The 18,846-nt window shown below is 59.1% G+C and carries 20 protein-coding genes and 1 pseudogene; 12 read left to right on the top strand and 9 right to left on the bottom strand.

The genetic code is table 11. The features are described from left to right. The first annotated feature begins 318 nt into the window (after positions 1-318). The 3 genes from ML401_RS35910 to ML401_RS35900 are packed head-to-tail and all read left to right on the top strand — an operon-like array spanning position 319 to position 3,514. Positions 319-1,317, top strand: coding sequence for a hypothetical protein (locus ML401_RS35910; RefSeq protein WP_285813202.1), 999 nt, complete (start codon positions 319-321; stop codon positions 1,315-1,317). A 50-nt stretch (positions 1,318-1,367) separates the two neighbouring features. After that, the gene (locus ML401_RS35905) at positions 1,368-1,799 is read left to right on the top strand and encodes a hypothetical protein (RefSeq protein WP_285813201.1); all 432 of its coding nucleotides are present in this window, start codon (positions 1,368-1,370) and stop codon (positions 1,797-1,799) included. Continuing rightward, complete coding sequence (locus ML401_RS35900; RefSeq protein WP_285813200.1) at positions 1,796-3,514, top strand: hypothetical protein; 1,719 nt, start codon at positions 1,796-1,798, stop codon at positions 3,512-3,514. Before ML401_RS35905 ends, ML401_RS35900 begins: the two co-directional genes overlap by 4 nt. On the opposite strand, the gene ML401_RS35895 is transcribed toward ML401_RS35900, so the two are convergent. The 5 genes and pseudogenes from ML401_RS35895 to ML401_RS35875 form a co-directional block, all read right to left on the bottom strand. After that, complete coding sequence (locus ML401_RS35895; RefSeq protein ID WP_285813199.1) at positions 3,489-4,187, bottom strand: SPASM domain-containing protein; 699 nt, start codon at positions 4,185-4,187, stop codon at positions 3,489-3,491. The genes ML401_RS35900 and ML401_RS35895 overlap by 26 nt on opposite strands. Before the next feature lie 55 nt (positions 4,188-4,242). Continuing rightward, positions 4,243-4,626 (bottom strand): annotated as a pseudogene (locus ML401_RS35890) (radical SAM protein); the annotation flags it as partial. 287 nt (positions 4,627-4,913) lie between these two features. Continuing rightward, positions 4,914-5,120: a hypothetical protein gene (locus ML401_RS35885; RefSeq protein ID WP_050631493.1), complete on the bottom strand. Its 207-nt coding sequence runs from the start codon at positions 5,118-5,120 to the stop codon at positions 4,914-4,916. 282 nt (positions 5,121-5,402) lie between these two features. Continuing rightward, entirely contained in the window at positions 5,403-6,365 is a 963-nt protein-coding gene (locus tag ML401_RS35880) for a nucleotidyl transferase AbiEii/AbiGii toxin family protein (protein ID WP_285813198.1), read from the bottom strand. 89 nt (positions 6,366-6,454) lie between these two features. Next, positions 6,455-7,123, bottom strand: a complete 669-nt coding sequence (locus ML401_RS35875; RefSeq protein ID WP_285813197.1) for a DUF6088 family protein — start codon at positions 7,121-7,123, stop codon at positions 6,455-6,457. A 567-nt stretch (positions 7,124-7,690) separates the two neighbouring features. On the opposite strand from ML401_RS35875, the gene ML401_RS35870 reads away from it, so the two are divergent. Both ML401_RS35870 and ML401_RS35865 read left to right on the top strand, forming a co-directional pair. Next, positions 7,691-7,936: a hypothetical protein gene (locus ML401_RS35870; RefSeq protein ID WP_376717442.1), complete on the top strand. Its 246-nt coding sequence runs from the start codon at positions 7,691-7,693 to the stop codon at positions 7,934-7,936. Further along, positions 7,933-8,631, top strand: coding sequence for a DUF2130 domain-containing protein (locus ML401_RS35865; RefSeq protein WP_376717441.1), 699 nt, complete (start codon positions 7,933-7,935; stop codon positions 8,629-8,631). Before ML401_RS35870 ends, ML401_RS35865 begins: the two co-directional genes overlap by 4 nt. Positions 8,632-8,755: 124 nt before the next feature. On the opposite strand, the gene ML401_RS35860 is transcribed toward ML401_RS35865, so the two are convergent. Then, on the bottom strand, positions 8,756-9,751 hold the full coding sequence (locus ML401_RS35860) for a nucleotidyl transferase AbiEii/AbiGii toxin family protein (protein ID WP_285813196.1): 996 nt from the start codon (positions 9,749-9,751) through the stop codon (positions 8,756-8,758). Then, complete coding sequence (locus ML401_RS35855) at positions 9,744-10,286, bottom strand: DUF6088 family protein (RefSeq protein ID WP_376717440.1); 543 nt, start codon at positions 10,284-10,286, stop codon at positions 9,744-9,746. The genes ML401_RS35860 and ML401_RS35855 overlap by 8 nt, the downstream gene beginning before the upstream one ends. 289 nt (positions 10,287-10,575) lie before the next feature. Here ML401_RS35855 and ML401_RS35850 point away from each other — a divergent pair, with 289 nt between their 5' ends. Beyond that, positions 10,576-11,343, top strand: coding sequence for a serine protease (locus ML401_RS35850; protein ID WP_285813195.1), 768 nt, complete (start codon positions 10,576-10,578; stop codon positions 11,341-11,343). Between the two features lie 12 nt (positions 11,344-11,355). Here the strand turns inward: ML401_RS35850 and ML401_RS35845 are convergent, their stop codons facing one another. Together ML401_RS35845 and ML401_RS35840 are read right to left on the bottom strand one after the other, a co-directional pair. Continuing rightward, entirely contained in the window at positions 11,356-12,120 is a 765-nt protein-coding gene (locus tag ML401_RS35845) for an ImmA/IrrE family metallo-endopeptidase (protein WP_285813194.1), read from the bottom strand. 129 nt (positions 12,121-12,249) lie between these two features. After that, a complete protein-coding gene (locus tag ML401_RS35840) occupies positions 12,250-12,645 on the bottom strand; it encodes a helix-turn-helix domain-containing protein (protein ID WP_285813193.1) in 396 nt (131 codons plus the stop codon). 164 nt (positions 12,646-12,809) lie between these two features. Here ML401_RS35840 and ML401_RS35835 point away from each other — a divergent pair, with 164 nt between their 5' ends. The 6 genes from ML401_RS35835 (at position 12,810) to ML401_RS35810 (ending at position 18,776) form a co-directional block, all read left to right on the top strand. After that, positions 12,810-13,523 (top strand): multiubiquitin domain-containing protein, encoded by a 714-nt coding sequence (locus ML401_RS35835; RefSeq protein ID WP_285813192.1) that lies wholly within the window; start codon positions 12,810-12,812, stop codon positions 13,521-13,523. Beyond that, on the top strand, positions 13,520-13,852 hold the full coding sequence (locus tag ML401_RS35830; RefSeq protein ID WP_285813191.1) for a hypothetical protein: 333 nt from the start codon (positions 13,520-13,522) through the stop codon (positions 13,850-13,852). Before ML401_RS35835 ends, ML401_RS35830 begins: the two co-directional genes overlap by 4 nt. After that, positions 13,849-14,352 carry a hypothetical protein gene (locus tag ML401_RS35825; RefSeq protein WP_285813190.1) on the top strand — a complete coding sequence of 168 codons (504 nt, stop codon included), beginning with the start codon at positions 13,849-13,851 and terminating at the stop codon, positions 14,350-14,352. The genes ML401_RS35830 and ML401_RS35825 overlap by 4 nt, the downstream gene beginning before the upstream one ends. Beyond that, positions 14,349-15,242, top strand: coding sequence for a ThiF family adenylyltransferase (locus ML401_RS35820; protein WP_285813189.1), 894 nt, complete (start codon positions 14,349-14,351; stop codon positions 15,240-15,242). Before ML401_RS35825 ends, ML401_RS35820 begins: the two co-directional genes overlap by 4 nt. A gap of 154 nt (positions 15,243-15,396) precedes the next feature. Next, positions 15,397-16,563 (top strand): AAA family ATPase, encoded by a 1,167-nt coding sequence (locus ML401_RS35815; protein WP_285813188.1) that lies wholly within the window; start codon positions 15,397-15,399, stop codon positions 16,561-16,563. Next, the gene (locus ML401_RS35810; protein WP_285813187.1) at positions 16,560-18,776 is read left to right on the top strand and encodes a S8 family peptidase; all 2,217 of its coding nucleotides are present in this window, start codon (positions 16,560-16,562) and stop codon (positions 18,774-18,776) included. Before ML401_RS35815 ends, ML401_RS35810 begins: the two co-directional genes overlap by 4 nt. Positions 18,777-18,846: the final 70 nt, after the last annotated feature.

Below are 18,846 nucleotides of genomic sequence, written 5' to 3'. Positions count from 1 at the left end.
CTGCTCGATCCGCCACCGGTCTGAAGGAGCTCTCCGATGGCACATGCGGCCACGAAATCGGTATCCACCTCGCATTGGCCGCCGGGACTTATGCCGGAAAGCAACTCCTTTGGGCAGGCGCTGGGCGGCCGGACTACATAGCGAATCTTGTGAACGCTCATCTGTCCCCACGCCCCTCACAAATCTCCGTTAAAATCTAATACCATGCACGAATGTCGCAGCCTTTCCTCCCGCGCGACCATGGATTCACTTAGATTGCGCCGGACTTGTCCTGCAAGCGAAAATTGAGCAAAATTCTACCGTGCGGAGACAATCGACGTGGATGCATTCGTTTTTCTGAAGGGATTGCCAGCCGTTCTCGGCATCGTGGGCTTCTTCGTCTATCTCTGGGCCGGCCAGTACCGCATCGGCGGTGACCTCATGAAGGGCGTCGTCGATAAGCTGCGCGCCGCTCCAAATGTCGACATCAAGGATTACGCATCGCTCACGCCGACGCGCATCGGTCAATTGATCGAACGGGACACGGCCGTCCGCAGTGTGGTGAACGATCAGGACGTGAAACTGATCCGCCTCATCGTCATTCTCCATAACGTCTTGACCTTGATAGTGCTTCTAGTCTGCGCCGCACTCGTCGGCCTCGGCATTTGGCTCATCGCAAGGCCTGAGCCCCTGTCAATCGTGGCCAGACCGCCCGTTGCCGCACGTGCGAACGCCGACCTCGCGCTGACCGATCTCGATCTGGTGAAGGTCGAATGGGATGCGAAGGGGCTGACCGAAAGCGTCAGCGTTTTCCTAGAGAACGTCGACACGAATGCGAGAACGAGCAAGAAGGCGGTATTGGCGGACGTCCGGAGCGTGACTTTCAGTGCCGACGATCTCCAGGACGTCGCGAGCAACCGGAATTATCGCGGTAAGAACCGGGTACGCACGGTCATCGAATGGAGTGGACAAACCGTACATTCGGACATCGCGGATATCCTCGTTGGAATCAAATACAGGCTGATGATCGGTGGGAAGCTGATCACTCCGCAGGGAAGCCGGTCGATAAATACTCTTTTGGCTACAATCGACGACAGTACGGAGCAGATGCCACGAGAATATTGCTTTTCGGTCGACTTCGCCGGCTGGAGCCACTCGAACTCGGCCTTAGTGGCTCCCCTCAAAGCCTGCAACTCCAAGGCGGAGGTGAACCTGCCCTTCCTTCAGCAGGTCGAATGGGGCCGCCCACCCGGCCTTGTTCTCAACGATCCTCTGGCCGACAGACCTATTGCTCGGCTGTGCATTGCCGCGCCGCAGCATTCCGGCAACAATTGCTGACGGACCATGTCGATGGCGGCACCTGCGCTGCCTTTCCTTGGAGAGAGATCATGACGGAAGTGAATAGTGAAAACCTCAAGAAATGGGCCCTTGCTATCGTCGCCGAGGTCGAGCCTGACGACACGTTCGTCGTGGAAGACGGCTTCGATGCGCTGGTGGAAGAATGGCATCGCGCGGACGCACAGGATGAGGGCCGCTTCATCGGCGGGGCCGAAGTCGCGACTTTCGCCGCCATGGTCGCTCCGTTTCTTCTGGCGTTCTTCGGGGACGTCGCCAAGGACGTCGTGAAGGACAGAGTAAAGACGGCCATAGGGTCCCTGCTCGATCGGGTGCTGGATCGTCGTGCCACGAAGGACGACGTGGAGAAGCTTCGCAAGGAAGTGTCGTCGGCGATCAATAAGAGCCGCTTCTCCGCGGCCGAGAAGGCTAAACTCGAGGCCGGTTTCGCCAAGCTGTTTGCCAAGGTTGGCCCGAAGAAATGAAGGGGACCCATCCCAGGAGTTTGCTGCGCCGCCTCGGCATTTCCGACGGCCCCGCCGCGGCGGCGATCATCATCTCGGTTTGTCTGCAGTATCTTTTTCTCGCAAAATTATGGGAGGGCTACCCGATACGGTACATGGGCGACGTCATCCATCAGAACGTCGTGCTTTCGATGATCGGCCTGACCGTGCTTGGCGCGATCGTCATCGCAGCTGCATCGCTGTACCGATGGCGAAACGGAACGAATGCCGCGTCGAAACTAGAACGACTTGCCGTGAACCCGTCCTTCGATCCCATCCGATCAACGCTGGAGCAGATCGCGGCACGTTCGACCCTGCGTTCGCAGCCTCGCCTCCTGTACACTCCGAAGAACGGTGACGCTTTGGAAGCGAGAGAACGCGTGACGCCGTCCGGCGATGCGGTCGTCGTCGGTCTCAATCAGCGTGCTAGGCAACGCGATCAACCACGTGCCTTCGAAGCCATGATTGGGCATGAAGTATCGCACCTCGAACTTGGCGAAACCCGGCTTGAAATTTGGGCAAGACGCGGCATCCTCCTGCATTTTCGAACGCTCGGCTGGGCGGTCGCGATATTCTGCCTGGTGCTCGGTTTCATCGATCGCAGAGGCATCGGCAGCCATCCCCCTTTCGGAGGCTTCATTCCGGTCTTCGATGGCGCTATCTTTGCCGGCCTGTCCTCCCAGTTCGCGGTTCTGATCCTCTCGAGCGCGATCGTTTTCGTCTATTCATACTTCTTCGTCGTTCGCCGCGAGCACATCCACGATTTCCGCGGCTCCCAACTTGCCGGAACGGACGCCTTGGCCGACGTCTTCGCCGCCCAGCAGCCGCCGGCGTTCCGGCCGTTCGACGCCTTCAAAGATTTCTTCAATCTGCATCCTGATCCGGCCGCACGAACCCGCGTGATCAGAAATCGTGACCTGATCCTGATTTCGGTGATCCTGTATCCGTTGGTCATGTCGGGCTTGCAGCCGTTGACATTGTTGCTGACGGCGGGCTGGCGCGACTTTTTCGGCGTGGCGAGAGAGGCTTGGAATTTCGGCCTTACTGTCGCCTCCGGCCTCTTCCTGTATGCCGTTCTGCGCGCTGATCTTGCAAGGTTGGGTTTGGGTCTGCTTTTGGACCCACGTCGGTACGCCCTGTTCGTTCCGATCTACGCTCTGGTCGCGGGTCTAGCCACACAGATCCCGCGCATCGTGCTGGAAGTCCTATACGGCTGGCGTCATGAATTTTCGCTCGACCAGATCGCCGATCGGATTTGGAGTGGAACGCTGATCGGGGGTGCTCGCATCGCGCTCATGACGGCCGCCATCCTCGGCCTGCTCGCCTTCCTGAACGGCGTCCGCATCGCCGCAACCGGCGAAACAAGGCCGGGCAAATGGAGCGCTATAGGTGACGCGGTCGCCGCCATTCTGGTGGTCGGAGCGTTCACCATCGCAAGCCTATCGAGCCTTCAGTTCATTATCGGCGTGCTGGCATTCTGCGCGCCTCTGATCTTCGCTTATGCAATGTTGTTTGCATTAGTTTGTCGATGTCTGGACTGCGGTCGCAGGCGCACTTCTGCTCTGCGGCTGTCGACACGATGCAGTTGCGGGAGGGACCATTTGTCTCTGCCAAAGCTTTGGACTCGACATCCATTCGAGGTCCAGCTGTCGGTGCCGAACCAAGTGGACATCAAGGGTCGAGAGAAGCCGGCTTAAACTGGTCGGACTCGGCGAATGTGAATTCGCTTTCCTGGAGGGCCACTCCGAATTGCCAGGCGATCTTCTGCGGCAAAGCCTTCCGCCAGTACAAGCTCTGCTCGTGCAAGGAATGCGAGTCGCCTTCCAAGTGCTTCTTCGGACAGCCGCCCCAACAGACCGGAAGGAACGAGCAGCGGCTGCAATTGGGCTGCCGCGTTGGGTCGAAGCCGGTCCACCAGTCCGCATCGCGGCCGGGCACCATGTCGCCTCCGGCACGGCGGATGGCGACGGGGCGGTCCTTCTCGCCCACCTGAAGCCCGCACCGATAGTGATTGCCGTCCGCTCCGATCACGATCGAATCGTTGGCCAGCGCTGCACAAACGGAGGTCCTTGGCAAAGGATAGAGCGAGCGGGTTGTGGTTTCGTCGAGAGTTGCCTCGTTGGGGACCATCTGCCGGGACCGTTCGCGAAGTCTCTCAAACTCTTCCTCAGAAAGTTTCGTGCGGCTAAGAAATCCGGCGCGCTCGGAAAAGTCGGATATCCGTGCGAGTTGAAAAACGCACGGAAACGCTCTGTCGAACCAGCCGCGATCCTTGCAGAACGCGATGAAGCCGTCCAAATCGCATTGGTTTCCGTGATCGGCATTGAACCTTACGTCGACGCGTACGACCTCGAGCAATCCGTCGACCACCGCGGTCGCTATTGAACGAGGAGACAGACGGATCGGGCGCCCTGCCCCTCCTATATCGGCGTCTCTTGTCGTGGTTCGGTTTGAGGCCGTCAAAGGAAATCTGCACCTGCCGGAGGCGGTGTCGCCTCACGAAGCCGGCGATGTCGTCCGGCCAGCATGTCCCGTTCGAAATTACGGACGCGGAGTAACTTACCCCGATCTCCTCGCATAAGGATTGAAGCGCAGCGGACGCCGCATCGATGAAATCGACGTTGAGGAGCGGCTCTCCGCCGTACCAATCGACGTGAAGGCTGTCCTTACCCGACGCGACAAGGCGCTGTCGGGTCCAATCGACTATTGTCGGAACATCGCCTTCTGCGAGAGCATCGCGGGATCTCTCTTCGTAGCAGTAGTAGCAGCCCAGGTTGCAGTCCTGCGTCGTCGTGAGGGTGACGACCATAGGCGTCCGTCCACGCGCTTGCCAATAGCGCTCGCGGATCATGTCTAGCTCGTCGAATTCTTGGTCGACGAGAAAGCCTCCTCGCCGTAGTGTGGCGAGGATCGTGCGCGGGATCGTCTTGGCGGCGACCCTCCGCGGAGGACCGCAAAGCAGCTGAGCAAGCTCGCGCGCGTCATGGCCCGACAGCCGAACCGAAGCGCCCGTACCCGCGTTGTACAGGACGTTGTCGTCGCCTAGCGGGACGCAGAAGTTGTAGCGCGATGATCGCAGACGATGCCGCGCTGCGGTCACTTGTCGATATCGACGATGGCGAGGCAGATATTCGTGCCGTACCCGCAAAGCCGAGCACCGACGCGCCCGGCCTTCTTCAGATCCGGAGTGATGGTTTCGACCTGAACGACGTGCAGCTTGCCGGGTCGGACCTTCAACTTTACGTCCTTGTCGTCGGAGACGATCAAGCTCACCTTCGGCTTCTTGGTCGGTTTTCGCGCCATGGCTTCCTCCCGCCCGTTTTCGTGAACAACCTATGGTCGCATATTCTTCGCAATCGTCAAGTGCAAGCCTTTGCCCGGCTGGACTTAGGAATCCATGACGGCAGCATGCGCCTGGCATCGAAGCTATATCGAGGCTAAGCGTCCAGCGAACTCGTTTTCAATCACTCCGCCCGGCTTCGCCGATGATGTGGGCACACGACTTGGCGACGGCCGCCGACGGCAGGCCCGTCGGCAAGTCCTTCGGGAGGGTCGTAGCCGGTGGAGGACCGATTGAGACTTTGCTCAGGTGGCGTTCAAGGTCGCTTCGGCTGCTCTAATCTTGCCGAGGATATCTTCGAAAGAAGGGATTCCTCCGAAGATCATGCCGGCCATCTTCTCGTAGTCCGCCTTCAAAGGTTCGAGCATGCCGTCGACCGGTACGATACCGAACGTTCCGGGAGTCGCCTGGTCGAGATCGAGAGGCTTCCGGTTGAAGTAGAGGCGGGCATGGCGGACGCAGCTTTCCGCGAGTTCCAGATCTTTCAGTGCGGCTTCGCCGTGTTCGGAGGTCAGAAGCTGGAATACGTCGTAGTAGTGGCGCGACAATCGCTGCCCGTCCTTGTATAGCTCCCCTCTGTTCTGGAACCAGTGCCGTTGTCCGTGCAGTATGATGATCTTATCCCAGAACGTCCTCTCGGGCTTAATCGTCAGCACGTTTGGCACGGTGAGGTCGAGTCCGTCGGTGTCGGTGGCGGAATACGGAGTGATCGTTTTCGTCTCATGCGGATCGAGCGCCGACTTGGCACCGGATTCGATCTTCACGACGCGTCGGACGTACCGCTCGTCGGAATCCGCGAATGCGCTCGGATAGTGGAAGAGCTGGGACTGAGCGTCGGGGTCGTCCCGATCGGGCTCGATCTTGAAGTTCAGTCCTTCGAGCTCACCAGCGGCGAAGCTCGTCAGCGCGTTCTGGAATTCGCCGTTAATGAAACCGCTGCACCGCTCCTTTATTTCGTCGAGCTTCCGCTTGCGTTCGTTCGATCCCATGGCGCGGAGATCGTCGTCTGACGGGAAGCTTTCGCCGGGCAGATCGTCGCGGAATACGGTGATGTCGATGTCTTCCGAGAACCGCTGGATCAGATCGAAGGCCTTCGAGAGTGACGTGCCGCCTTTGAAAAGCAGACGCTGCTCGATGCCCGCCTTGTTGTAGAGCGCGTCGAGAATCCAGCAGACCCAGAAGTCTTTTTCGATGTTCTCCGGGGGCACGAGAGACGCTGTCCGGTTTGTTGGAACAGTCCGCGCCGGTCTTCAGCGCTTGCTCGAATGATCTGCGGCAGGTCGGACACGGTCGCATCTCATTGGCTGCGGGTCGGCGGGAGCGGATCTGGCGCCATTGCGCCGGGCTTGAGGATATCTTTTACGATAGGAACGAGCCAGTCGGGGAGATCACCCAAGTGGTCCTGCAAATCCTTTCGCATGCGGCGCCCGTCGTCGCCGTCGTTCAGGATGGACTTGAGGCGCTTTGCAATTTTGTCGCCATCCGAAGGAAGAACGTCGCGCAGCCAAATCAGAGCTTGCACCAACTGCGCGGCCGGGCGGTCAGCCCACAAAAGTCGACTTGGCGCGACTTTCTTGAAGTCGATGACCATTTGGTCGAGTTGTATCGGCTTCACGCGGGCGTCCGTCCACACGACCACCTTCGCCGGCACGGCGTTGGTAAGTCCCAAGTTGTTGGCGGCGGTTATTCCGTCGACCAGTACTTTGGCGCCGTCCCGCCTCGCGACCGCCTGAATGACCGACTTGTAGTCCGGTGGCGAAATCTTCTTCGTCAGTTGGTTGGTGCGAGGAAGATCGTAGAGACCTTGGTCGATGCGCCTGATACGGTTGTCACTCCGGAGGCGGTGGAGGGCGACGTCGACGGCCGATCGAGTGCCGGTGTCCGCAAAATCGCGTGCGGTCCATACCTTGCTCGGCTGAGGGTCATGGCTCATCCGATCGTATATCTGGTTCGCTGTGCTGGCCATTTTTACGGCTCCCTTGTAAGAAATATGCGTCTTAAATCTTACAAAGTCAAGCCGATCGTAAGAAATATGGATCAAATTCCTTACATCCGTCTCCGCACAACATATCGGAGCTGCGAAGAACAGTGCGAGGTCTTTCTAGAAGCCATTCGCGAGACTTTTCCTGGTTTATATTTCGATGTCTTTGCTTAGTCCGACTGCGTAAAATAGACGGTTTGAAAACCTTACGTTGGTTTGGGGTTCCATTCCGGCAATGGTCATTTTACCGTTCTCCTTCTGGAATTTCTTCAAATAAATCAATCAAATAGATCCTCAGGCCAAACGGCTTAACCGCTCTCGCTGGCATCCAAAATTGGCGCTTTGATCCTGTTTTGTTCTCACATAGAATACATTCCTAGTCAGAGCGGCTCGCCCTGAGGCGTGGCCGTACGTCGACATGTCGATGAACGCCTTCCGTGGAAAAGCCCGGGCAGGTCGATATCGGCGAGGCGGATGTGGACATCGAGAGCGGCGCCATCGCAATCGCGCGCGAATGCTGTTCAATCCTGCCCTACGATGACGGGGGAGTTCATGAGTTTCAAAGCAACCGCAGCCGGCGCTTCACACGAACCTACCCTGCATTGCCCCAACTGCAATCACGAGATCCGGTTGACGGAATCGCTGGCCGCCCCCCTCATTGCTGAAACCCGTCAGCGCTTTCAACAGCAGCTGGCCAGCAAAGATGCAGAGATGGAGCGTAAGACCGAGGCGCTGCGGCTGGAACGCAGATTGCCAAGGATCGCGAGCAAATCGAGGACCACGTTGCGAAGCGATTGACCGCCGAACGTGCCCAGCTGGTCGCGGCCGAAAGCAAGAAGGCGCGAGAGGCGGCCGCAGCCGAGCTGCAGGCGAAGGAAGCGGAAGCCGCGGAGCTGCGAGCCAACCTGCTTACCAACAACGCAAAGCTTGCCGAGGCCCAAAAGCAGCAGGCCGAACTGATGCGAAAGCAGCGAGCACTCGAAGAGGAAAAGCGCGAACTCGACCTGACGATAGAGAGGCGCGTGCAGGCTTCAATCAGTGAAATCCAGATCAAGGCCAGGCAGGAAGCCGACGAGGCTGCGCGCTTGCGCGTTGCAGAGAAAGACCAGACCATCGAGTCGATGACGCGCACGATCGAGGAACTTAAGCGAAAGGCCGAACAGGGATCACAGCAATCTCAAGGGGAAGTACTCGAGCTAGAGCTCGAAGAGCTTCTGCGCGGGCGTTTTCCAACCGATTCAATTGAGCCGGTTGGAAAAGGTGAGCTTGGGGCGGACGTTATTCAACAGGTGAATGGTGCTATTGGCCAATCTGCCGGCATCATCCTTTGGGAATGGGCCAAGCGGGAAACCCAAATCCTGGCCGTCATCGATTCGACCGTCGGCATGGTCGGCGACCTGCAGGCAATTGCCGGTAAGGCCATGCCGGATATTCCCAGCCTAGATATTCCGTTGTTGGAGAACGCTGTCGAGGTCGAACGGAAAGTTGGATGATCCCTCCCCAACTCTCTTTACAGTGCTCCCGAAGGTGCGCAAAATTTCGATCAAGATTCTCGATGTGATCATGCGAAAGGCGATTGAAAGATCATAGCCGGCGATTGGACAGGGCGGCGGCGCATCAATGTCGCTCGTTGGCACGCTTCTGCAAATCTGCGCAGCGCTTCATCAGACCGGCAAACGGCATGGCGTCGCCGAGAAGCAAACCGGCATCGACCATCTTCTGATAGTCGGCCTCAAGTTCTTTGCGCATTTCACCGTCAGGGACGAGCTGGAGTTTGCCGGAAACGGCGGCATGATACTCAATGACGTTGCCGTCCCGATCTTTCGTGCGAAAGAATTTGCTTTTCCAGTCGGCGACTTCGTTTGCGAGATCCTGATCGTCGAATGCAGCCTTGGCGTAGCCAGCATCATCAAGCTTCACAAGATCGTGCCAATGGCGGGAGATGCGATCGCCTTTGATGCCTTGGGCGCAAAGGACGTGGACGGCGGTGGCTTTCTCCCAGAAGGTGCGCTGAGGCAGCATGATCTTGGGCGCCGCTGCCGAAAGCGATAGTTCAGGCAGATGGGATGCTGCGTCGCATGTCACCTGGCGTATCTCGGCCGGCTCGCCGGTTGATCGCGCACCAAATTCGAGTTTGACGGACGGCGCTACATATTCGGAGCCTTCGGAGACTTGGTGATAGTCGATATAGATCACATCCGCATCGACGCGGAATTTTACATTCACACCCGTCGCCGCGGCATGTTGCTGTAGAACCGGCAGGGCTTCATCTTTGACCCACACGACTAACTTTTCGCGCGCAGCCTTCGTCCATTTGTCGGCTTGGGCGCGTGTCTCGGGTATCGGGTGATCGCCTTTGGCGAGTTCGGGAATGTCGTAGGTGAGATCGATATCTTCGGAGAAGCGCTGGATGATGCCATAACCTTTTGAGAGCGAGGTGCCGCCCTTGAAAACGAGATGTTCGCCAAGCTTCGATTCAAACAGGCCCTGCAAGGCCCATACGACCCAACTATCTTTTTCAAGCAAATGAATAGGTCGGCCTGAGGCGGTGGCAGCAACGCCAAGCGCCTCAAGCCGATCTTCGGCAGAAAGCGTCAGAAAGGATTCAGCCATAGCTTAGCAGCGATTGGCTGATCGATTTTGACATCCACGCAGGCAGAGCGGGTCGCACGGCGATGAGGTCTTGCAGAGTTTCCGCCGACAATTTTTGCTTAAGGGCCCGCAGCGCATCGTTCGCTTGCCGTTTGCCGAGCCATTCCAAGGCGCGAATGGCTTGCCCGGCAGCCGGCTTTGTCGGAAACAGCATCCATTCTGGCGCATGCTTCACCTCGACGGTTTGTGCGCCGAGCTTAAGCTCCCGGTCAGGACCAGACGTCAGATAGACGAGTTTCGTTGGCACCTGGGTCGTAAGACCAAGTGCGTTTGCAGCTGCTGCCCCGTGCGGGACGATTGTTTCGGCACGCGTGGCAGCGAGCGCTTGGACGACTTTCTCTGCTTGCGGTGCGCGTACACCGAACCGGGTTTTGACCGGCAGGACGTAGAACCCATGAGCGAGGCGCATCAGCTCGTTGCGCTCGGAAAGCCTTTTCAGGGCTTGATCGACCGCTGCACGGCTCCCCAAATGCAAAGCATCCTTAGCACCAATCAAGGCGCCTTCGGGCAATGTTCGGGCAATGTTCGGGCATATTCCAGAATGCGCTCAGCTACGGTCTGCATGACCCTCCTCCTATCTGTCAGAAATATATAGTGATTTCTGACAGCTTGCAATACTTAGCATGCTTGCTCAGCAGAATCATTAGGTTAGCGGCTAAATTCATCAAGCAGTCAGGTCGAAACACGCTGGATTTTGCTCCCGAGCGGGCTGAGGGATCCCGCGCCCGCATCCTATGATAGTGTCATGGGGAACCCGTCACGCAAGATAATCCACTGAGGCTCCGATGACCCGAATTGATCGTTACTCGCTGGCTGTCGTGCCGCTCGAACAGCTCTTCAATGAAGAGAGCCTGGGCATTGCCACGGGTTTTATTTGGAGCCGAAACGGACGTTTCTATTTGGTCACGAATTGGCACGTCATCACATGCCGGCGATTTCCGACTGGCGAAAACTTGCATAGCCAAGGCGCGCGGCCGAACAGGTGGCGTGTCTTGTTCAATCTGGGATTTCAGCAATTTGGAAAGCAGGAGCACCTGATAACGATACGTGACGACGGCTCTCGCCCTTGTTGGCTGATCCACCCGAACCGGAATGTCGATGTCGCCGTGTTACCGCTTCCCTATGACGGCAACGATCCCATTTTTGCGCTTAACCCGATCAATGGCAGCGAAGATCCGGACCTCTTCGTCGGCGTCGGGATGGATTGCTTTGTTTTAGGCTATCCGTTCGGTATCGAGCCTCCCGGATATCCCGTCTGGAAACGCGGAAGCATCGCAAGTGAACCTGATCGCACTCGAATGACGAGCGACCATATGCTGGTTGACACCGCATCGCGGCCGGGGATGTCGGGCGCGCCGGTGATCGTGCGAACGTGGGGCTATCATCTCTTCGACGATGGGCACACGGAAGTGGACGAATATGCACACAGCAAATTCGTCGGCATCTATTCCGGGCGGTTGGCCGCACAGCCGATGGAAGCTCAAATCGGGATGGTGTGGGGTGCCTATCTGATCGACGAGATCATCGCCGGGGGCCGCCACGACGAAGACTAAGCGGCCAACCCACTACGCAAAGACGCTCGGTGTCAGCGCTTTCTTCGGGTAGACCAAAATCAATACGTTGAATGTGGTGTCGAAGGCTTCGGCCAGACATTCATGCGCCTGCCCGTTCAGATCGGTCATCGAGACCGGCGTTGCCCTCGACATTTTGCGGCCAATAGGAAGCACGCGGCCGAGCGAATGCATCCGTGTGATAACCGTGTCTGCGGGCCTACCAAACCGCTGTCCGAAGGACGGCGAAACTTCAACGCGCCGCACCTCGGCGCGCGCTCCCGTCTCCGGATGGTAAGTGATCGGCTCCAGCACGTAGACGGCGCAGGCCCGGTGATTGGTGCGGGCGAACTCGCGGCATGAAGCGTAGATGGAAGCACCGAACTTGCTCGCCAGCTTCATCGGCGTTCTGATCGAGAGCGGGTGGTCGGCGGCCGTATCCCGGTAACCGTTGCCCTGAAACATCACGAAGCCGGCGAAATTGTTGGCCTCGCGCTCGAACAGATCGGAAATGTCGGGATCGAGCATCTTTTCGCAGTCTTGAAAGATACGAAAAATCTTTCGATGCGCCGGGAGCTCGAGATGGCCGGCTTCATGAAGCTTGAGAAAGTTCTGCTTCGATTCCCGAACGGTATGATCGATATGGATCGTGTTATCCAGGGTGTCGGCGACACCGAACATCTTGGAGATGGCCGACCGGATTGCGACCGCCGTGCTTTCGGCCTTGCCAATCAAAAATTCCATAATGCGACGCGGATCGAAGATGCTCGCGGTAGCCACCTTGATATTTGCGGCTGTCAGGACATCGCCGATCGGCGTCGGATAGACGCCCCACCCCGACGCGCGATCAAGAGCGCGCCTGCAACAAGCTGCACGGCGCGCAATTCGTGGGGGTCAAGACTGCTATCGTCAGCCTGCACCATCGGGTTTTTTCCTGCTTCGCAAGTAACCAAGAAATTCGACCATCTTGGCCTCTTCTTCATCGGTCAGATTGTAGTCCGCGAAAGTTGGAATACGGCCGTGCCGCTGCTCAGCGTTGCGACGCGAGCGCGTGGGCACGACAAAGCCGGCCCGTTCCATCAGGCCCTCATACGGAATGGCATAAAGCTCAGCGAGCGCATGTAGGATGTTCGGGCTCGGTCGTTTGATCTGGTCGGTCTCGATCTGACTCAAATACGCGTTAGACACGATCTTCTCAGTCGCCCTCTCCACTTCACGCAGCGACAGGCCGCGATCGGTGCGAATTGAGGCGAGATATTGACCGAGCGTGAGCTTTACCTCCGGCTCTTCGTCGGCGTTCTTCATGACCTCCTCCACAAAAACCATTGATTCATAAAGAAATTTAGTTCCGATCGCTAGGAAAGTCAAGCGCGCTTGCAAACTGCTTGTAATTCTTAGCGCGCCATCATATCTTAGCATAAGGTTTGGCACGGTGCCACGCCGTACGACGAGATGACGGAGATCAAGTCATGGAAAATGCAGTAACCGGCGGCGAAAGCCGCGATGCCGGCGGCGCGGGCCAGATCGAGGCGCGTACGGCCGGCCCGGATGGGCAATACTTCACTACGGTCAACGGCGAGACGGTGAAGCTCGCCAATCCTGACCCCAAGGGCGGCCACATCCTGGAGAAGGCCGGCTTCAACCCCTCCGGGGACTTCGCCCTGATCCAGTTGCTGGCGCACAGCAGCCGCTTGATCGGACTCGATGACGAGGTCGATCTGCGTACGGCCGGGACGGAAGTGTTCCGCGCCTTCAAGACCGACCGGGTCTACCGCTTCACGCTCAACGGCCACGGCTTCGAGTGGGGCGCGGCCAAGCTGGAGGAAAACGAGCTGCGCGTCATCGGCCACGTTGCCGGCGACGAAGTCATCGTCCTCGAGCGCGACGGCGAAGACCGGGTTCTGGAACCCGCCGATGTTGTCGACCTCGATCACGGCGGCACCGAGCACCTGTATACCGAGAAGCGTCTGATCACGGTGTATTACGAGAACGAGCCCCGCGAGATCCCGCGCGGCACCTACACCACCGAGGAGCTGAAGAACCTCTTCGGCGTGCAGGAAGGCTACATCCTCGAATTCATCAACCACGAGGGCCAGCTGACGCCGCTGAAGCCCGGCGCCAAGCTCCGCGTGAAGGAGGGGATGAAGTTCTTCGAGCAGGTCCCGTGCGGGGGCTCCTCGTGACCGAACCGGCCAACCAGTTCGTCGGCCTCAAGGCCATGCACAACAGCGCCGTCCTCCTGTCGGAGGGCGGCCAGCCGGTCGTGTTGCTGCCCGGCTTCGGCTTCACCGCGGGCGGGCAGGCTCAGACCATGGATCTGCTGCTCGTGCCATTCGAGCATTCCGGTTACGTCACCCGGCTGTTCTTCGCCCGGCAGATCACCGGACGGGGTTCGAACTGGAAGGAATTGCGCGTCATCGAACGTAACTGGTGGGCGCCGTCGTGGAACCACGTGCCGGCGACATTGCCGTGGACGAAGATGTTGCTGGCGCATTTGAGGGCCGTCGAATGAACATCCGCTTCAAGATCACGAGCACCTTATTGAAGACGATCCGCGACGACCTGAACCGCCGGCACCCGTTTGCGCATGAGCGCGTCGGCTTCATCAGCGCCGGTCTTGCCGCCGCGCATGATGAATTGCTGATCTTGGCGCGGAGCTACGAGCCGTTGCGCGACGACGAGTACCTGCGCGACGCCCGCGTTGGCGCGATGATGGGTGATCAGGCGATCCGCCGCGCCCGGCAGGCGGCGATGGATAGCCGCGCTGCCGTCTTTCACGTGCACAGCCACGGCGGATCCGGCATCCCCAGCTTCAGCGGTGTTGACAACCGCGAGAACGCCAAGTTCGTGCCAAACTTCGTCTCGGTGGCGCCGCACAGCGTGCATGGCGCGATCGTGCTGAGCGATACGGCGGCGTTCGGGCAGGTGTGGATTGGCCGCACCGGCCCGCGCCCATTCGTCAACCGGTTTGCCGAGATCGGAATGCCGATCAAGAATTGGAGGGCCGTATGAGCCGTCTCGACCGTCAGAGCTTCCTCGGTCCCAATAGCGACGCCATTCTCGATGCCGCCACCATCGGCATCGTGGGGCTTGGCGGCGGCGGTTCGCATCTAGCGCAACAGTCCGCCCATATGGGGATCGGCGGCTACGTCAACGCCGACCCCGACATCATCGAGGACACCAACACCAACCGGCTGATCGGCGGCACCTTAGCCGACGTCGTGGTCAAGCGCCGCAAGGTCGACATCGCCGAGCGGCTGATCCGGGGCCTCGTCCCTAACGCACGGATCATCTCGGCGCCCGACACATGGCTCACGGCCGCCGATGACCTCAAGCTTTGCGACGTCATCATCGGCGCCGTCGACGGCTTCCAGGAGCGCGAACAGCTGGAACGTTTCGCGCGCCGGCATCTGATCCCCTACATCGATATCGGCATGGATGTTCACGATCTCGGCAAGGGAGGATTTCTGGTCAGCGGCCAGGTGATCCTCTCGATGCCGGGCTGCCCCTGCATGCGCTGCTGCGGCTTCATCACCGACGAACGGCTGGCGCAGGAAGCCAAGAAGTACGGCGCGGCTGGGTCGCGGCCGCAGGTGGTCTGGTCCAACGGGGTGTTGGCCTCGACGGCGATGGGCTTGCTGACGCAGATCCTGACGCCCTGGTATCCCGACCCGCCGCGCTTCGTCTATCTCGACTATGACGGCAACAAGGGCACGATCATCCCCAACAAGCGCATGACGCTGCTGAAGGACCATGTCTGCCCGCATCACCCGCCAGCGGAAGCCGGCGATCCGTTGTTCGATGTGCGCACCCAGAGTTTTACGCCGCGACCGGTAACGCCGGCGGAGCGCGCGATGTGGTGGCGGCGGTTGTGGAATCGGCTGCTCTCCGCGTTCGCGTGAGGCACTAGCGCGGCATGTCAACAATCGTCCACCAATATCATACTGATCGACATGCATAATTTATGAAAGTGGACTATTTGTGAAACAGGCTTTGAAAACTAGTCCACCCGGCTTTAGGGTCGTCCGCCAGCGTTTCTTTGCTTTGAAAGTGGACATGACCCAGCCCAACAAGAAGACTTCAATCGAGGCTGATTATCTGCAGCTCGCCCGCATCGCCCTCACCGGCCGCACGCAAGATGTCCAGGTGATCTTGCGGCGTATCGCCAAACGTTACGCCCCGACGATTCCGGAATTTTCCTGCGACTTGACGAGACTACTGCAGGAGTCGCCGACATCGGCGGCGCCGTTGCGTCAACATGCCGACGTCCCGCTACCGGTCGACCTCGATACGCGGCTTCATCTCCTTCGCGTCGAAGCGCAACCGGAACTGGATCACGAACCGATCTTCGCACCGGCGGTCAAGACCGCGCTCGCACAGATCGTCGAAGAGCGACGCCATCCGCAGAAACTGGTCCGCGCCGGACTTGATCCGACCCGCGCGGCCCTTTTCCTCGGACCTCCCGGTGTCGGCAAGACGCTTGCTGCGCGCTGGCTAGCGCGTGAATTGGGCCGCCCGCTCCTGGTCCTCGATCTCGCCGCCGTCATGAGCAGCTTGCTCGGCCGCACCGGCACCAATCTGCGCCACGTCCTCGAATATGCAAAGACGATCGACTGCGTTCTGCTTCTCGACGAAGTTGATGCCATCGCCAAGCGCCGCGACGACCGCGGCGAAATCGGCGAACTGAAGCGCCTGGTCAACGTGCTGATCCAGCAGATCGATGACTGGTCGGCCTCGGGCGTGCTGCTGGCTGCGACCAACCATCCTGATCTGCTCGATCCAGCCATCTGGCGGCGGTTCGAGCTGCACATGGAGTTCCCGCTGCCGGATCAGGCCGCGATCACGCGCTTCATCGAGGGCATGATCGCGCCGCACTTCCCCGCCGTGCAAGCATGGAGCGAACTGCTCGCCCTCACCTTCACCGGTCGCTCGTTCAGCGATGTCGAACGCGATCTCTCGGTCTGCCGCCGTACCGCCGTTCTCGAAGACATCCCGCTGGAAGATCTGTTCGCGCGACTCCTGGCGACGGCGCCGGTTGCCAAACGCAGCCGTATCCGTCTTGCGACGGCGATTGTCGAGAAAGGTCTCGTCTCGCAGCGCTTGGCGAAGACGCTGACCGGCGTATCCCGTGACACCATACGCAAGCGGACGGCTCCGAAAACGACGAAAGTGAAGCCGCAGAAGAGGAAAGCTAAGGCGCGAAAGAGAAGGAATACGTCGTGACAAAACGGAATCCCTTGATCGGTAAGGGCGAACGCCTCATCGATGACGTCGTCGTTCCGCGCGGTGGCGGCACAAAATATCATCCCTATACGTTCACGCAGGCCCGCGAACGTCTCGCCCCCATGCTGGCGCGCGCGGTGCAAGGCATCGACCATCTACCGGACTACGCCTGTCCGGCCGATCGCGCCGTCGCTACAGTTACCCTGAACCCCGAATATATCGCGAAGTCCTACTTTCCCGACAAGCTGCTGGACACCATCGGTCTGCATGTTGTCGGCAGCCGTCCTCGCCGCATCAAGCCCGAGCAACGGTCCAAGGGGCGCGATCCGGAAGAGACCATCAGTACCGAACTCTTTGTCATGGGCCCGCGGTCGGCCTTCCGAGCCTGGCGCACTACGCTGCCGCAGTGGGACGAGGATCGGCGCGGTGCCGACGAGTTGGCCACGATTGAGCAGGTTGCGGCACCGACACCGCAAGACAAGATCAAGGGGCAACTGCCCAAGGCCGGAAAGACGGTGTTCGAGGCCGTGCTGCATGGCGACGCCGGCAGCGAGGAAGCCGGCGTTGTGTCGCTGTTCGAGGATTATCTGGAAGAAATTGGTGTTCCGCAAAAGCTTGAGCGTCGGTTTTCGGCAGGCGGATTGCGTTTCGTCGCATTCGAAGCGCCCGTCGGTCGGGCAGAGGATATCGCGACCTTCGCTCCGCTGCGCGCTTTGCGCCAGATGCCCGGTTTGCGGATGATGCGGCCAAGTTTTCGGTCGTCGAGATTTGCTGTTCCCGACGTCGTCCTGCCGAAGAAGGGCCCGATCGATTCAAAACTCCGCGTCGCGATTTTCGACGGCGGCATCCCGAAAGATCATCCCTTGACCAAATGGGTCAAGGTTATTGAGCCGCCGGGAATTGGGAATGCAATTCCGGCATTCCTGGAACATGGCGTTGGCGTCACGTCGGCCTTCTTGTTCGGCCACATTGATCCGTCCAAGGCGATCGGCCAGCCTTACGCGCCCGTCGACCACTATCGGGTGCTGGACACGGCGCCCAATCAGAACCCATTCGAACTCTACGAGGTCTTGGGCCGAATCGATCATGCCTTAGTCGAGAACGATTATGATCTGATCAATCTGAGTATCGGTCCTCGTCTGCCGATCGAGGACGATGACGTTCATCCATGGGCGGCCGTGATTGATGATCGGCTTTCAAAGGGAAAGACTCTGGCGACGATCTCGGTTGGCAACGGCGGCAAAGGCGCCGCTCGGGATCAGCTCAACCGCATCCAGACGCCGGCCGATTGCGTGAATGCCCTTGCGGTCGGCGCCTGTGATAGTCCGGGATCGCCGTGGCAGCGTTGCGATTACAGCTCGGTCGGTCCGGGCCGCAGTCCGGGCGTGGTCAAGCCGGACTTCGTGGAATTCGGTGGATGCTTGCAGAGACCTTTTATCGTCGTGAGCCGATCAGGCGGCCTGGAAGCGACCGACGGGACGTCGTTTTCCTCTCCTTCGGTCTTGCGTCTCGCAGCCGGTGTACGCGCGCACTTCGGCGAAAGCCTGAATATGCTGGCAATCCGCGCGTTGCTCGTTCACACGACCGAACCGAGCGGCTATCCCTGTGAGGATGTTGGAAGGGGACGCGTTGCTCGCTCCGTTCAGGATATTGTCTTCTGCGAAGACGATACCATCCGTGTCATCTATCAGAGCGATATTGCGCCGGCTCGTTATATTCGCGCGCCGATCCCGACGCCATCGGGCGTAATCCCTGGAAAAGTTACGATTACCGCAACCTTGTGTTACCCGACAGGTGTCGACCCTCATCATCCCGACAACTACACGCGGGCGGGTTTGGAGCCGATCTTTCGACCACACGACCAAAAGCGCAAAGATCCGGAGCAAATCCATGCCAACAGTAGGCCGTTCTTCGGCAAAGGTCAGAGTGGCCTTCTGGAGGATGAACTGAGACGCGATGCGTGGAAGTGGGAGAATTGCCTGCACACCAGCGTTACCTTCAATGGCAGCTCACTGCGCAATCCGGTTTTGGATATCCACTACAACGCGCGCCTCGGCGGGAAGAATTTCGCACCGACCGAAAAACTGCCTTACGCCCTGGTGATCAGCGTCCACGCCAAGAATCTCGGCGACCTTTACGATCAGATCATTCGCAAATACGCAGGTCAGCTTGAGGCGTTTCAGCCCGTGGTCGATATCCCGGTCATTGTGTAATTGGGCTGCGCTTTTAGCCCCCTCACAGGGAGGTATGGAAAAAACCCATGTCGCGCCATGTCGCGTCCAT

The organism is Bradyrhizobium sp. 62B (genome assembly GCF_030272265.2).
In the GTDB taxonomy this organism is placed as follows: Bacteria; Pseudomonadota; Alphaproteobacteria; order Rhizobiales; family Xanthobacteraceae; genus Bradyrhizobium.
This window is presented reverse-complemented; position numbering and strand designations above follow the sequence as displayed.